Here is a 14,978-nt window from a genome sequence, read left to right as displayed (position 1 = left end):
AAAAATTTGTTACAATTACCACAAACATTTGAAAGGATAAAGTTGTGAAACTCTTAGTTGTAGACGATAGCTCGACAATGCGAAGAATTATAAAAAACACCCTTGGTAGACTCGGACATAAAGATGTTTTAGAGGCAGAACATGGTGTCGAGGCTTGGGATATTTTAAGTAAAACACCTGATATTAATGTGCTTATAACAGATTGGAATATGCCAGAAATGAACGGACTTGAGCTTGTTAAAAAAGTTAGGGCTGAACAAAAATATGTTGATATGCCGATAATTATGGTTACAACAGAAGGTGGAAAAGCAGAAGTTATTACAGCTTTAAAAGCGGGAGTAAATAACTATATTGTAAAACCTTTCACACCTCAGGTTTTAAAAGAGAAGCTAGAAGATGTTCTTGGGTAATGAAAGATCATTTTTTTGAATTAAGTATAAAATCTAGTCTGTATTTTGAACTTTTTTCAGATTTTATTTTTTCTTTAGGTATAACTTGTATAGAACAAAAAGATGATTGTTTGATAATAAGATCCGAAGAAAATTTAGATGATGTGCTTTGGGGCATTAAAGAATATGCAAAGCGTCTTGAAGAGATATATAATAAAAAAATAGTAATAGAATCTAAATTAGAAAAAAAAGAAAATATTGATTGGATAAAAAAATATCAAGATAGTGTTCAGCCTATACAAATAGGCGATTTTTATATAAGACCTAGTTGGGAAAAGCCTAAAAATAGTCTTTTGGATATTATTATAGATCCAGCACTTGCTTTTGGTTCTGGACATCATGAAAGCACTGCAACTTGCATTCAACTAATACAAAAATACACAAAAGATACTAAAACAGCACTTGATGTTGGATGTGGAAGTGGTATTTTAAGTATTATCATGTCTAAATTGGGACTTAGTGTAGATGGTTGCGATACAGACGAGCAAGCTATACAAAGCACTTTGTCTAATGCTAGAAAAAATGGCGTTAGTCTTAATAATCTTTGGTGTGGATCTATATCAAATTTAGAAAAAAAATATGATTTTGTTGTTGCAAATATCATAGCTGATGTGATTTTTGTATTAAAGAATGATTTAAAAAAAGCGATTAATAAAGACGGATATCTTTTACTATCTGGTATCTTAAATAAATATGACGGTAGAATAAAAGATAGCTTTAGTGATTTAACATTGCTAGAACATGAAAAACTAAATGAATGGTCTAGTTTTATATTTAAAAAATAATTCTAAGGAACAGTAGTGAATAATAACGATAATAAAAATAATGGAAATAATTTTTTTAATAAAAACCCAATACTAGTTTTTGCAATATTTGCTATAGTATTAGTAACGGTTTTTAGGGGATTTTCAGAAAGTGGCGTAGGATTTGGACAACAAGGTGCTTCTACAAAAAATATAGCTTACTCAGAATTTAAAAATCTTATAAAAAATAAAAATATAAGCGAAGTTGCGATAGGTAATACAACTATAAAAGGTGTATCTTCATCAAACGGTATGAAAATAGTTTATGTTGCAAAAAAAGTAAATGACAATACTCTAATCACCTTGCTTGAAGAAAATGGAATTCCATATGGTGCATATAGTGAGACAAATTGGCTAAGTGATATACTTTTTTCTTGGGTAATTCCTATATTTATATTTTTTGGTATATGGATGTTTCTTGCAAGTCGTATGCAAAAAAATATGGGAAATGGAATTTTGGGTATCGGGAGTAGTAAAAAGCTTGTTAGTTCAGAAAAGCCAAAAGTTAAATTTAATGATGTAGCGGGCGTTGAAGAAGCAAAAGAAGAGGTAAAAGAAATAGTTGATTTTCTTAAATTTCCAGATAGATACATCTCTCTTGGTGCTAAAATTCCAAAGGGTGTTTTATTAGTAGGACCTCCAGGAACTGGTAAAACTTTACTTGCAAAAGCTGTTGCGGGAGAAGCAAATGTTCCATTTTTTTCAGTTTCTGGCTCCAGTTTTATAGAGATGTTTGTCGGCGTTGGTGCTAGTAGGGTTAGAGATCTTTTTGAAAACGCAAAAAAAGAAGCTCCGGCAATTGTTTTTATAGATGAGATTGATGCTATAGGTAAAAGTAGGGCTGCAAATGGCTTTAATGGCGGAAATGATGAAAGAGAGCAAACACTAAATCAACTTTTAGCTGAGATGGATGGATTTAGTTCAGATTCAAGCCCTGTTATAGTTTTAGCAGCTACTAATAGACCAGAGGTTTTAGATGCTGCACTTCTTAGACCGGGTCGTTTTGATAGACAAGTATTAGTAGATAAGCCTGATTTTGAAGGAAGGGTTGCTATACTTAAAACACATAGTAAAGATATAAAACTTTCAAGCGATGTTGATTTAGAAGCACTAGCTAGATTAACTGCCGGTCTTGCTGGAGCAGATTTAGCAAATATTATAAATGAAGCTGCACTTCTTGCTGGGAGAAATGCTAGCCCAAGTGTTAATCAACAAAATTTAGTAGAAGCTGTAGAGCGGGCAATAGCCGGACTTGAGAAAAAATCTCGCCGAATAAATGCAAAAGAGAAAAGAATAGTAGCTTATCATGAGTGTGGGCATGCTCTTATATCTGAAGTTACAAAAGGTGCTGAAAAAGTTACAAAAGTTTCTATAATTCCAAGAGGATTAGCTGCACTTGGTTATACATTAAATACCCCTGAAGAAAATAAATTTCTTATGCAGCGTCATGAACTAATAGCAAGAGTTGATGTGCTTCTTGGTGGTAGAGCAGCAGAGCAAGTATTTATAAAAGAAATTTCAACTGGTGCTAGTAATGATTTAGAAAGAGCAACAGATATTATAAAAGCTATGGTTTCTATGTATGGAATGAGTGATATTGCTGGTCTTATGGTTTTAGAAAAACAAAGAAATGTATTTTTAAATGGCGGACAAAGTTTAAAGGATTATAGCGATGATATGGCTAAAAAGCTTGATGATTTCGTAAAAGAGACATTAAATGAGAGATTTGAAGAAGTCCTAAAAACTTTGCAAACTTATAGTGGTGCTATAGAAAATATGGTAAGTGCGTTATATGAAACAGAAACCATAACAGGAGAGCAAGTTAGAGAAATTATTAAAAAATACGAAGAAGAAAATTCTCTTCCAAGCAGATTAAATATCTCTAATAAAGATGAAAAAGAAGAGATTGAAGTATGAAAGAAAATAGCAATAAGCCACAAATTATATATATCTTGCCAAATTTATTCACAGCAGCAAGTGCGTTTGTTGGAATTATAAGCATTATTTCTGCGGCAAATGGTCATTATGGTAAAGCGATACTTTATATAATTTTGTCTTTATTGCTAGATGGTCTTGATGGAAGAGTTGCAAGACTTACGCACACTACATCTAAATTTGGTTTAGAGTTTGATAGTTTAGCTGATATAATAGCCTTTGGAGTTGCTCCTGCAATGCTGTTTTATTTCACATATGGTCATAGTTTTGGTAAATTTGGCTCTTTAGTGGCAAGTATGTTTGTTGTTTTTGGTGCCATTAGACTTGCAAGATTTAATGTAACTACTGGAACTTATGAACCAAGCGTTTTTATAGGTCTTCCAATACCAACTGCAGCAGTTGTAACCTCTGTTTGGATTGCTTTTTACCTAGAGTATTCTTTTATGAAAGGTTATGAATGGTTGTTAATTTTTGTTATTAGTGGTCTTGCACTTTTAATGGTTAGCAATGTTAGATATCCGAGTTTTAAAAAGATTGATTATCAAAAGGCAAATTTTTTAAAAGTGTTAGTATGGCTTTTGTTAGTATTTTTTCTTTTATATTTATATCCATTAGAGTTTGCTTTCATTGTAACAAGTGGATATGTTTTATATGGCATAATAAGAGCGATTTATAATATTTATAGAGCTAAATTTCCAAGAAATATTTAAAATATTTATATTAAAATATTTTAAATAACTTAAAAAGGTAAAAAATGAATGATGATAAAATTATAATTTTTGATACCACTTTAAGAGACGGCGAGCAAAGCCCTGGTGCTTCAATGAATACTGAAGAGAAAATTCAAATAGCTCTTCAGCTTGAAAAACTTGGTGTGGATGTTATAGAAGCTGGTTTTGCTGCTGCAAGTAGCGGAGATTTTAATGCAATAGAACTTATCTCAAAAGAGGTTGATAAAATACGAGTTTGCTCTCTTGCAAGATCTGTTGAAAAAGACATAAAGTCCGCTGCTATGGCTATATCAAAAGCTAAAAATCAAAGAATTCATACATTTATAGCTACAAGTCCCATACACATGGAGTATAAATTAAAATTAAAACCAGATGAAGTTATAAAAAAAGCCGTAAATGCTGTAACTTATGCTAAAACATTTGTGGATGATATTGAGTTTAGTTGCGAAGACGCAAGTAGAAGTGAAATATCATTTATGAAAGAGATAGTTGGTGCTGTAATTCAAGCTGGAGCCACAACTATAAATTTACCAGATACTGTTGGATACAGACTTCCTGATGAGCTAGCTGATATGATAAAACAAATGAGTGATTTTATAGGAAAAAGAGCTATAGTTTCTGTACATAATCATAATGATTTGGGGCTTGGTGTTGCAAATACTTTAGCTTGTTTAAAAGCTGGTGCAAGGCAGGTTGAATGCACTATAAATGGACTTGGTGAAAGGGCTGGAAATGCGGCACTTGAAGAGATAGTTATGAATATCAAAACAAGAAAAGATATATTTGAGCCATTTTATACAGATATTATAACTAAAGAAATTTATACTACAAGCAGGCTTGTTGCTAGTATTACCGGCATTGAGCCACAGCCAAATAAAGCCATAGTTGGTAAAAATGCTTTTTCTCATGAAAGCGGAATTCATCAAGATGGTGTTTTAAAACATGCTCAAACTTATGAGATTATGTCTCCAAAAGACATCGGCATAGAAGATGATAACTCTATAGTTCTTGGTAAGCATAGCGGAAGACATGCATTTAAAGATAAACTTTTAAATTTAGGTTATGATTTAAATGACGAAGAATTGAATAGAGCTTTTTCTAAATTTAAAGATTTGGCAGATAAGAAAAAAGATATATTTGATGATGATTTAAGGGCTTTGGTTGCAAATGAGATAACAAAAATTCCTAAATCTTATGAAATTATTGCTCTTAGTTCAAATTCTTGCAATAAAGCCCATGCAAGTGCTTCTATAACAATAAAACATAATGATGAAATAATAAGTGAATCAGCTCTTGGAAATGGTGCTGTTGATGCGATATTTAAAGTAATTGATAGAATTTCAAATATAGATGGTGTTTTAAAAGATTATCAAGTTGATGCAGTTTCACAAGGAAAAGATGCACTTGCTAAAGTTGTTGTAAAAGTAGAATTTGATGGAAAAAAAGCTGTAATTGGTCATGGGCTTGATGTTGATACAATGATGGCTACTGCAAAGGCATATATTGGTGCTTTAAATAGCTATCTTATAATGAAATAAATTTTTAAATAAAAAAGATAAAAAGTGGATATTGATATAGTTCTTTTATCTGAGTATATCGGTATAGCCTCAGCTGCTCTTAGCGGGTTTTATTTTGGCGTTTCAAAGAAATGTGATTTTTTGGGTATTTTTATATCCTCTTTTTTAACAGCCCTTGGTGGCGGTATTTTAAGAGATATCACAGTCGGTCGTCCGCTTTACTCTTTTACTCATTATATGCCGTGTTCTATTGTAATAGTCGTTATGACTCTCGCAATTGTTTTAAAACTTCATAAAAATGATAGGATAAAAACACATGCCGCTTTTGTTTTTACAGATGCCATAGATGTGGTTGCGTTTTCTATAGTCGGTTCTATAGTTGCTATAGAGTATAGTTATAATGTATTTGGTGTGATAGCCATTGGGTTTATAAACGGAGTTTGTGGCGGTCTTTTAAGGGATATTGTTTTAAATGAAGTTCCTTGGTTTTTGCTAAGCGGACTTTATGGAAGTGTTGCTATACTCATAAGTGCGATATATTATTTGCTTCATTTAATAGGAATAGATAATAATATCATAACATTTATCTGTCTTTTATCTTTTGGGATAGCATTTAGAATGTTAGCGTATTATAGGCAATGGAATTTAGGAACATTGGAGTAAAAATGAATTTGATGAATTTATTTAATAGAGCTAATATTAGCTTTGTATGTGGAAAAGGTGCTAAGCTTTATGATGACAAATATAACCAATATATAGATTTTGGCTCAGGCATTGGGGTTTGTTCTTTGGGGCATTCTCATAAAAAGCTTATTTCAACTATACAAAATCAAGCCAAAAATATTATCCATAGTTCAAATTTATATCATATAAAAACGCAAGAAAAACTTGCAAAACTCATAAGCGATACGCTTGGATACAAAACATACGCATTTTTTTGTAATAGCGGTTGTGAGGCAAATGAATGTGCTATAAAATACGCTAGAAAATATGGCTATGTTAAATTTAAAAAGCATAAATTCGAAATACTAACGCTGAGTAATTCGTTTCATGGAAGAACATTAGCTACGCTAAAAGCAAACGGTCAAGATAAGTTTCATCCTGATTGCTTTTCGCCATATCCTGAGGGATTTAAATTTTTTGATAGCATTGATGAGATTATAAAAAATATCAGTGAAAATACAGTTGGAGTTATGATTGAACTTGTGCAAGGTGAGGGTGGCATAAAAGCACTTGATAAATCAGAAGTTCAAAGATTAGCCAAAGTTTTAAAAGAGAAAAATTTACTTTTGATAACTGATGAAGTTCAGTGTGGCATGTATAGAACTGGCGAGTTTGTTACATCTAAACATTATGGCATTAAACCAGATGTTATAACATTTGCAAAAGGATTAGCTGGTGGTGTGCCAATAGGAGCTTGTGTTGTAAGAGAGGATATATTTGAGCTAGGAGATCATGGAAGTACTTTTGGCGGAAATTTCTTAGCAACTTCTGCTGGATTATGCGTTTTAAAAGAGTTAAATAAACTTAAAAAAAGCTCAAAACTAGACCATACTATCAGCGAGTTTAACGATGGGCTTAGTATTTTTGTATCAAAATACCCTAAAATTTTTAAAGAAAAAACAGGTCTTGGACTCATGCTTGGTTTAAAAGTAAATGATGGAGTTGATTTTAGTAAAATTTATGATTTATGTATCAAAAACAAACTTCTTATTTTAAAATCAGGCAAAGATATTTTGCGTTTTTTACCGCCTTTAAATATAAGTAAAAAAGAGATAAAAGAAGGTTTTAAAAGATTTAAAAAAGCACTTGATGAATATGAAATTTAGCGAATATTTCGAAATTTGGTTAAATCATAATTATTATAAAAGTGGTGTAAATGTAGGAAAAAATGGAGATTTTTACACCTCTGTGAGCGTTGGGTCTATCTTTGGTCTAACTCTTGGAAAATATTTTATAAATTTGGTAAAAAATGATCAAATCAATCAAAATTGTAACATTATAGAAATAGGTGCAAATGATGGTAGTATGATGGTTGATTTTATACAAGGTCTATATAGTTTTGATAAAAACATTTTAGAGGGTTTAAAATTTCACATTATAGAACCACATGAAAATTTAAGGAAAATACAGCAACTTAAATTTAAACAAAGTTTTGAAGATAAAATAACTATACATCATCATTTAAATTTAAAAGAGTGTAGTTTTGAAAATGCATTTTTTATGAGTAATGAGCTTTTAGATACTTTTGCATGTGAAGTTATCAAAGATAATAAAATGTTATATGTTAATGATGATGATTTAAGGTTTGAAAAAATAGACGAACAAACTTTGCTTTTATTAAATAAATTTGATATACAAAATGGTGAAATACCTATAAATTTAGAGAATTTTATAAAGGAAATTTATAACTCATCTAAAAAATGTTGGTTTTTAACTGCTGATTATGGCGATATGAATAACACTCAAAAATCCGCACTTAGAGTTTATAAAAACCATCAAGTTTATAATTTTTTTGAACTTTCAAATTTAAAAGATTTTTTTGGCATCAGTGATATAACTTATGATGTAAATTTTAAGCTTATAAAAAAAGTATTTGAAAATACTGGTTTTAAAATGGTTAAATTTGACAAACAAGGTGCTTGGCTTATAAATGCTGGCATTATGGATATAGTAAAAGAAATAGAACAAAATGCAGGATTTAGGGCTTATCAAAACGCTATATCACAGGTTAAATATCTTGTAGATCCTCGTGTTATGGGAGATAGATTTAAAATAATTGAGTTTAAAAAGGATTAGGTGTGAAATTTATAACTTTTAAAGAAAATGAAACTATTTTTCTTGGGGTTTTGGGAAAAGATGGATCTGTTTTTAAATTTAAAGAAGCAAATGTAAATTTTAGTGATATGCATGATTTTATAGTAAATCACTCTTCAAAAGATATGCAAAATTTAAAAGATTTATCAACTAAAAGTGGCGGAATAAATATAAATAAAATAAAGCTTTTAGCACCCATTAATCCGCGTCAAGATGTGATATGTCTTGGTATAAACTATATGGATCATGCAAGAGAAAGTTATAAATTTAAAAATTTAAACTTTGATGGCAAACGCGAATACGCTGTGTATTTTTCAAAAAGAGTAAATGAAGCCATTGGAAGTGGCGATGTTATATGCTCTCATAGTGATATTACTTCTCAGCTTGATTATGAAGTAGAACTCGGAGTTATCATATCAAAAGATGCAAAAAATGTTGATATAAAAAATGCAAAAGATTACATCTTTGGCTATACAATCATAAATGACATTAGTGCTAGAGATTTGCAAAATCGCCATAAGCAGTTTTATTTTGGTAAAAGTCTTGATTTCTCTTGCCCAATGGGTCCAATGATAATTAGTGCTGATGAGATAGATAGTTCAAATTTAGATATAAAATGCTTTGTAAATGATGAGCTTAGGCAGAGCTCAAATACAAAATATATGATATTTAATGAAAGTTTTGTCATATCTGAGCTTAGTCAAGGTATGAAATTAAAAGCAGGAAGTGTTGTATCTATGGGCACTCCAAGTGGTGTTGGTATGGGATTTAATCCGCCTAAGTTTTTAAAAAGTGGCGATAAAATAAGATGTGAAATACAAGGTATTGGCGTTTTAGAAAATGAAATTTTATAATAAATTTAAAATTTTCTTGTAATATTAAAAAATATTAAAATTAAGGAATAAAATGAAATTTAGTGGAAAAAATGTTTTAGTAACAGGTGGTAGCAAAGGTATAGGCGCGCAGATATGCAGAGTTTTAGCAAGTTTTAATTTAAAAGTATGGATAAATTATCGCTCAAATCCGGATATCGCAGATGCTTTAGCAGAAGAAATTCGCTCAAATGGTGGCGAGGCAGCTGTAATAAAATTTGATGCATCAAATGAAGAAGAGTTTATAAATGCTATAAATGTTATTATACAAAGTGATGGCGAACTAAGTTATCTTGTAAATAATGCCGGTATTACAAATGATAAACTAGCACTTCGTATGAAGTTGGAGGATTTTACAAGTGTGATAGATGCAAATTTAACCTCTGCATTTATTGGTTCAAGAGAAGCATTAAAAGTAATGAGTAAAAAACGCTTTGGTGCTGTTGTAAATATCGCTTCTATTGTTGGTGAGATGGGAAATGCTGGTCAGGTTAATTATTCTGCAAGTAAAGGCGGTATGATAGCAATGTCAAAAAGTTTTGCCAAAGAAGGTGCGAGTAGAAATGTTCGTTTTAATTGTATTACGCCTGGTTTTATAGAAACTGATATGACAAATAAACTTAGCGATGATATCAAAAAATCATATACAGATGCAGTTGCTTTAAAAAGATTTGGAAGCACAACCGATGTTGCAAACGGCGTTGCATTTTTGTTAAGCGATTATTCATCATATATAACAGGAGATGTTTTAAAAATAAATGGCGGGCTTTATATGTAGTTTTTAAGCTAAAATATTTTATAATTATATTTTAATTTTTATAAGGAGCTGTAAATGGCAGTATTTGAAGATGTAAGAGATGTGGTTGTAGAGCAACTTAGCGTTAGTCCTGAAAGCGTAAAGCTTGAGTCTAAAATAATAGAAGATTTAGGCGCTGATTCTCTAGATGTTGTTGAATTGGTAATGGCTTTAGAGGAGAAATTTGATGTTTCTATCCCTGATAGTGATGCTGAAAAATTACTTAGCATTCAAGATGTTGTAACATATATAGAAAATCTAAATAAATAGTTATAATTTTTTAAGGATATACATTGAAAAGAGTTGTTATAACAGGCATCGGGATGATAAATGCATTAGGACTTGATAAAGATAGTGCGTTTAAAGCTATATGTGAAGGCAAAAGCGGTGTTGATAGAATTACTCAATTTGATGTTACAGATTTTCCTGTTCAAATTGCAGCAGAGATTAAAAATTTTGATCCTTTAAGCGTAGTAGATCCAAAAGAAGTTAAAAAATTAGATAGATTTATTCAACTTGGCATCAAAGCAGCAAAAGATGCTATGAATGATGCTAAATTTGAAAGCTATGATGGTGAAAATTTTGGTGTTTGTTCCGCTGCTGGTATAGGAGGGCTTCCAAATATTGAGAAAAACTCAAATACATGTTTAGAAAAAGGACCAAGAAGAATATCTGCATTTTTTATACCATCGGCACTAGTAAATATGCTAGGTGGAGTTATTTCTATAAATCATTCTTTAAAAGGTCCAAATTTATCATGTGTTACCGCTTGTGCTGCTGGCACTCATGCTATCAGCGAAGCTGCAAAATCTATAATGTTAGGTTGTGCTGATAAAATGCTTGTTATTGGAGCTGAATCTGCTATATGCCCTGTTGGCATAGGTGGATTTGCAGCTATGAAAGCACTTTCAACTAGAAACGATAGCCCACAAACTGCTTCAAGACCATTTGATAAAGACAGAGATGGTTTTGTTATGGGAGAGGGTGCTGCTGCTTTGGTATTAGAAAGCTATGAAGATGCCATTGCTAGAGGAGCTAAGATTTATGCAGAGTTAGTAGGATTTGGTGAAAGCGGAGATGCTCATCATATAACCTCTCCGGTAGTAGATGGACCTACTAGAGCTATGAAAAAAGCATTAAATATGGCAGGAAATATCAATATAGATTATATTAATGCACATGGCACCTCAACATCTATAAATGATAAAAATGAAACGGCTGCATTAAAGCAAATTTTTGGTTCAAAAGTTCCTCCTGTTAGTTCAACAAAAGGTCAAACTGGACATTGTTTAGGTGCTGCTGGAGCAATTGAAGCCGTAATTTGTTTAATGGCTATGCAAGAAGGCACTATTCCTCCCACTATAAATTATACAACACCTGATGAAGAATGTGATTTAGACTATGTTCCAAATAAAGCAAGAAAAGCCGAATTAAAAGCAGTAATGAGCAATTCATTCGGTTTTGGTGGAACTAATGGCTCTTTGATTTTTAAAAGATTGGATTAAAATTGGCTAATTATCTAGATTTTGAAAAAAATATCAAACAACTTGATGAGAGTATAGCCGCAGCTAAGATAAAAGGTGACACTCACGCTGTTGAAATTTTAGGTAAAAATTTAGAAAAAGAAATTTCAAAAACATATAAAAATTTAAACGAATTTCAACGTTTAAGCCTTGCTAGGCATCCCGATAGACCTTATGCATTAGATTATATAAGAGCTTTACTAACAGATTCATATGAACTCCATGGAGATAGAGCTTATAGAGATGACCCAGCAATTGTTTGCTATGTTGGATATATTGCAGAGCAAAAAGTTATGGTAATAGGCGAACAAAAAGGAAGAGGGACTAAGAATAAACTAAAAAGAAATTTTGGGATGCCTCATCCTGAGGGTTATAGAAAAGCTTTAAGATTTGCTAAAATGGCTGAAAAGTTCTCTTTGCCTGTTGTATTTTTAATAGACACTCCTGGTGCATATCCTGGGATTGGAGCTGAAGAGAGAGGACAAAGTGAGGCTATAGCTAGAAATTTGTTTGCTCTAAGCGATATCGCTACACCAACGATAGCTATAGTTATTGGCGAGGGAGGAAGCGGCGGTGCTTTAGCAATAGGTGTTGTAGATAGACTTGCCATGCTTACCAATTCAGTGTTTTCAGTGATTTCGCCCGAGGGTTGTGCTGCTATTCTTTGGAATGATCCATTAAAAAACGAAATAGCAACTAAAGCAATGAAAATAACAGCAGATGATTTAATGGAATTAAATTTGATAGATGATGTTATAAAAGAGCCTATAAATGGTGCTCATAGGGATAAAGATGGAGCCGCCAAAGCTATTGGGGCTTATGTATTAAATACATTAGATGAGCTTTATAATCTTCCAAAAGATGAACTTTTAAAAAACAGAATGAATAAAATTTTAAAAATAGGTGCTTTTAAAGAAAATTAAATTTGTTTTTAAAATACTTGACATTTAAATTATGATTAGATATAATTACATTTCGTTTTATGATATTGGGGTATAGCCAAGCGGTAAGGCAACTGGTTTTGGTCCAGTCATTCAGAGGTTCGAATCCTCTTACCCCATCCACTAGTAGTCTAGTAAAGTTAGATTTTATCGCAGAGTAGAGCAGTGGTAGCTCGTCGGGCTCATAACCCGAAGGTCGGCGGTTCAAATCCGTCCTCTGCAACCAAATTTAATATTTATAATATGAATATATTTTATCTTTCTTTTATATTTTTCCTATTTGAGATTATTGATATTTATTTAGTTAAAAGTGAAAATTTTTTAGATATTATTCAAGAATATATAAAAAATTATACAAAATTTCCCATTTTATTTTTAATGTCAAAAGGAAATTTTATATTACTTTGTTTTATTATATTTGCACTAAATGTAAATAATTTTATTATGATAAGCCTATTTATAGTTTATTTTTTAGATATTTATATGAATATTTCCATTATAGACAAAGTTTTAAATGGTAAAAATTTAGGTATTTATAAAGATATATTTATTGTAAATCCAAAAATTAGTAAAAAATCTAGATTGATAATAAGTTGTTGCACTACAATTTTATTTTACACTGGTATTTCTTGACAATTTTTAAAAATTTAACTAGAATAATAGTTTTAAAAAACTACTTTTATTCTTTTTTGTGATTCTACGCAAAATTTAAAGAGGAACGATGGAAAATGGCAAAAAACAGCATCAAAGGACACACATTCCTGTTGATGGCTACAAGATAGAGGATTTAAGACTTTTAGATATTAAAAGTTTGGTTGATATAGCTGAAGAGATTGGAGTTGAAAATCCGCGAGAATTTAGAAGACAAGAACTATGCTTTGAAATACTAAAAGCCCAAACCAAACAGGGTGGCTTTATACTATTTACCGGAATTCTTGAGATTACAAATGATGGTTATGGATTTTTAAGGGCAATGGATGCAAATTTTAGCGATACTGCCAATGATGCTTATGTTAGTCAGTCTCAAATTCGCAAATTTGCTCTTAGGGTTGGGGATATAGTTACAGGTCAAGTTAGAGAGCCAAAAGATCAAGAGAAATATTATGCTTTATTAAAAATAGAAGCAGTTAATTATATGCCTTTGCAAGAAGCTAAAGATAGACCCCTTTTTGATAATCTAACACCGCTTTTTCCTACTAAAAAAATAGTTTTAGAGTATGAATCTTCAAAATTAACAGGAAGGGTTTTAGATCTTTTTACTCCTATTGGAAAAGGACAACGCGGATTGATAGTAGCACCTCCAAGAAGTGGTAAAACAGAATTAATGAAAGAATTAGCCCATGGTATTGCTATAAACCATCCAGAGGTTCATTTAATGGTTCTTTTGGTTGATGAAAGACCAGAAGAAGTTACAGATATGCAAAGATGTGTAAAAGGCGAGGTTTATAGTTCAACTTTTGATCAGCCTGCGATAAATCATGTAAGAGTTGCGGAGCTTGTTATAGAAAAAGCAAAGCGTTTGGTTGAGATGAAAAAAGATGTCATTATACTTCTTGATTCTATAACCAGACTGGCAAGAGCGTATAACACAGTAACTCCTTCAAGTGGTAAAGTTTTAACAGGTGGCGTGGATGCAAATGCACTTCATAAGCCAAAAAGATTTTTTGGTGCAGCTAGAAATATAGAAGAAGGCGGTAGTCTTACTATCGTGGCAACAGCACTCATAGATACCGGTTCAAGAATGGATGAAGTTATATTTGAAGAGTTTAAAGGAACTGGAAATAGTGAAATAGTTCTTGATAGAAATATATCTGATAGAAGAATTTATCCGGCTATAGATATTTTAAAAAGCGGAACTAGAAAAGAAGAACTTTTACAAGGTCCAGATAATTTACAAAGAATTTGGATTATACGAAGCGCAATGTCAAGTATGGATGATGTGGAAGCTCTTAAATTTTTATATTCTAAAATGCTTAAAACTAAAAATAATGAAGAGCTTTTAGCTGTAATGAATGATTAAAGATTATTGATAAACATCAAAATATACTTTGATGTTTAGGTCTTTGTCTCCTGAATACACGGCAAGTTCATATCTCATTACACTAATAACACAAGCACTAAGCGTGACTGTTGCCATATGTTTTAAACCAACACTTTTTAAATTTGCCTTAATTGTTCCCATATCCATATTTACACCATTAAATCTCACATTTAAATCTTTGATATCACTATCAAGTCCAGAAATTGATAAATCAAGCGGCGTCATTACTTGTATTGGTCTAGGACTAAGAGATATTTCAATTTCTTTTGAGTTATAAGTCGCTTTGCAAGGATGTTCTGATAAATTACACTCTAAAGGTTCTAAGTTTTTAGATATTTGATCTTTTGAAATTATATTATTTTGGTTTTTTTCAAAAGATATATTTGATAAAACAATTCCAAGTATAAGAGCTATTGTTATAATTATTATAACTATTTTTTTATTCATTTTTTATCCCCACATCTATAAATTTCCACTATTATAGCAAAATAAAACTATATTTATATAGATATATAAAGAGATTTATTATGAATGGTGTGTTAAAATATAATTT

At 31.2% G+C, this 14,978-nt stretch carries 16 protein-coding genes and 2 tRNA genes; 17 read left to right on the top strand and 1 reads right to left on the bottom strand.

All coding sequences use genetic code 11. The features are described from left to right. The first annotated feature begins 44 nt into the window (after positions 1-44). The 17 genes from CSPT_RS06630 to rho all read left to right on the top strand — a co-directional run bounded on the left by CSPT_RS06630 (position 45) and on the right by rho (position 14,404). Complete coding sequence (locus CSPT_RS06630; protein ID WP_089182861.1) at positions 45-410, top strand: chemotaxis response regulator CheY; 366 nt, start codon at positions 45-47, stop codon at positions 408-410. Next, a complete protein-coding gene (locus CSPT_RS06625; protein ID WP_089182860.1) occupies positions 410-1,234 on the top strand; it encodes a 50S ribosomal protein L11 methyltransferase in 825 nt (274 codons plus the stop codon). Before CSPT_RS06630 ends, CSPT_RS06625 begins: the two co-directional genes overlap by 1 nt. Before the next feature lie 15 nt (positions 1,235-1,249). Beyond that, complete coding sequence (gene ftsH, locus CSPT_RS06620; RefSeq protein ID WP_089182859.1) at positions 1,250-3,169, top strand: ATP-dependent zinc metalloprotease FtsH; 1,920 nt, start codon at positions 1,250-1,252, stop codon at positions 3,167-3,169. After that, the gene (gene pssA / locus CSPT_RS06615; protein ID WP_089182858.1) at positions 3,166-3,897 is read left to right on the top strand and encodes a CDP-diacylglycerol--serine O-phosphatidyltransferase; all 732 of its coding nucleotides are present in this window, start codon (positions 3,166-3,168) and stop codon (positions 3,895-3,897) included. The genes ftsH and pssA overlap by 4 nt, the downstream gene beginning before the upstream one ends. A 44-nt stretch (positions 3,898-3,941) precedes the next feature. Continuing rightward, on the top strand, positions 3,942-5,456 hold the full coding sequence (locus tag CSPT_RS06610; protein WP_089182857.1) for a 2-isopropylmalate synthase: 1,515 nt from the start codon (positions 3,942-3,944) through the stop codon (positions 5,454-5,456). Between the two features lie 30 nt (positions 5,457-5,486). After that, positions 5,487-6,098, top strand: coding sequence for a trimeric intracellular cation channel family protein (locus tag CSPT_RS06605; RefSeq protein ID WP_089183340.1), 612 nt, complete (start codon positions 5,487-5,489; stop codon positions 6,096-6,098). A gap of 2 nt (positions 6,099-6,100) precedes the next feature. Further along, entirely contained in the window at positions 6,101-7,264 is a 1,164-nt protein-coding gene (locus CSPT_RS06600) for an aspartate aminotransferase family protein (protein WP_089182856.1), read from the top strand. Continuing rightward, entirely contained in the window at positions 7,248-8,234 is a 987-nt protein-coding gene (locus CSPT_RS06595; RefSeq protein ID WP_089182855.1) for an SAM-dependent methyltransferase, read from the top strand. The genes CSPT_RS06600 and CSPT_RS06595 overlap by 17 nt, the downstream gene beginning before the upstream one ends. 2 nt (positions 8,235-8,236) lie before the next feature. Continuing rightward, positions 8,237-9,106 carry a fumarylacetoacetate hydrolase family protein gene (locus CSPT_RS06590; protein ID WP_089182854.1) on the top strand — a complete coding sequence of 290 codons (870 nt, stop codon included), beginning with the start codon at positions 8,237-8,239 and terminating at the stop codon, positions 9,104-9,106. Between the two features lie 52 nt (positions 9,107-9,158). Next, a complete protein-coding gene (gene fabG / locus CSPT_RS06585) occupies positions 9,159-9,902 on the top strand; it encodes a 3-oxoacyl-ACP reductase FabG (RefSeq protein ID WP_089182853.1) in 744 nt (247 codons plus the stop codon). 54 nt (positions 9,903-9,956) lie between these two features. Next, positions 9,957-10,190, top strand: coding sequence for an acyl carrier protein (acpP, locus tag CSPT_RS06580; protein WP_033916139.1), 234 nt, complete (start codon positions 9,957-9,959; stop codon positions 10,188-10,190). 23 nt (positions 10,191-10,213) lie between these two features. Beyond that, the gene (locus CSPT_RS06575; protein WP_089182852.1) at positions 10,214-11,425 is read left to right on the top strand and encodes a beta-ketoacyl-ACP synthase II; all 1,212 of its coding nucleotides are present in this window, start codon (positions 10,214-10,216) and stop codon (positions 11,423-11,425) included. A 2-nt stretch (positions 11,426-11,427) separates the two neighbouring features. Then, complete coding sequence (locus CSPT_RS06570) at positions 11,428-12,366, top strand: acetyl-CoA carboxylase carboxyltransferase subunit alpha (protein ID WP_089182851.1); 939 nt, start codon at positions 11,428-11,430, stop codon at positions 12,364-12,366. A gap of 66 nt (positions 12,367-12,432) precedes the next feature. After that, positions 12,433-12,507 (top strand) — tRNA-Gln (locus CSPT_RS06565). A 28-nt stretch (positions 12,508-12,535) separates the two neighbouring features. After that, positions 12,536-12,610, top strand: a tRNA-Met gene (locus CSPT_RS06560). Positions 12,611-12,867: 257 nt separating this feature from the next. Then, complete coding sequence (locus CSPT_RS09160) at positions 12,868-13,017, top strand: hypothetical protein (RefSeq protein WP_170246147.1); 150 nt, start codon at positions 12,868-12,870, stop codon at positions 13,015-13,017. Between the two features lie 88 nt (positions 13,018-13,105). Then, positions 13,106-14,404, top strand: a complete 1,299-nt coding sequence (rho, locus tag CSPT_RS06550) for a transcription termination factor Rho (protein ID WP_089182849.1) — start codon at positions 13,106-13,108, stop codon at positions 14,402-14,404. Positions 14,405-14,407: 3 nt separating this feature from the next. On the opposite strand, the gene CSPT_RS06545 is transcribed toward rho, so the two are convergent. Next, the gene (locus CSPT_RS06545; protein ID WP_089182848.1) at positions 14,408-14,872 is read right to left on the bottom strand and encodes a hypothetical protein; all 465 of its coding nucleotides are present in this window, start codon (positions 14,870-14,872) and stop codon (positions 14,408-14,410) included. Between the last annotated feature and the right edge of the window lie 106 nt (positions 14,873-14,978).

This window comes from Campylobacter sputorum subsp. sputorum, assembly GCF_008245005.1.
Classification (GTDB): Bacteria; Campylobacterota; Campylobacteria; order Campylobacterales; family Campylobacteraceae; genus Campylobacter_F; species Campylobacter_F sputorum.
Note: the sequence above shows the minus strand (reverse complement) of the source record. Positions and strands in the feature narration are given on the sequence as shown.

What these genes read in the sequence shown, in the direction of transcription:
- CSPT_RS06625 (WP_089182860.1), top strand. Translation starts at nt 410, where the DNA reads ATGAAAGATCATTTTTTTGAATTAAGTATAAAATCTAGTCTGTATTTT.
- pssA (WP_089182858.1), top strand. Translation starts at nt 3,166, where the DNA reads ATGAAAGAAAATAGCAATAAGCCACAAATTATATATATCTTGCCAAAT.
- CSPT_RS06545 (WP_089182848.1), bottom strand. Translation starts at nt 14,872, where the DNA reads ATGAATAAAAAAATAGTTATAATAATTATAACAATAGCTCTTATACTT.
- acpP (WP_033916139.1), top strand. Translation starts at nt 9,957, where the DNA reads ATGGCAGTATTTGAAGATGTAAGAGATGTGGTTGTAGAGCAACTTAGC.
- CSPT_RS06610 (WP_089182857.1), top strand. Translation starts at nt 3,942, where the DNA reads ATGAATGATGATAAAATTATAATTTTTGATACCACTTTAAGAGACGGC.
- CSPT_RS06595 (WP_089182855.1), top strand. Translation starts at nt 7,248, where the DNA reads ATGAATATGAAATTTAGCGAATATTTCGAAATTTGGTTAAATCATAAT.
- rho (WP_089182849.1), top strand. Translation starts at nt 13,106, where the DNA reads ATGGAAAATGGCAAAAAACAGCATCAAAGGACACACATTCCTGTTGAT.
- CSPT_RS09160 (WP_170246147.1), top strand. Translation starts at nt 12,868, where the DNA reads ATGAATATTTCCATTATAGACAAAGTTTTAAATGGTAAAAATTTAGGT.
- CSPT_RS06600 (WP_089182856.1), top strand. Translation starts at nt 6,101, where the DNA reads ATGAATTTGATGAATTTATTTAATAGAGCTAATATTAGCTTTGTATGT.
- fabG (WP_089182853.1), top strand. Translation starts at nt 9,159, where the DNA reads ATGAAATTTAGTGGAAAAAATGTTTTAGTAACAGGTGGTAGCAAAGGT.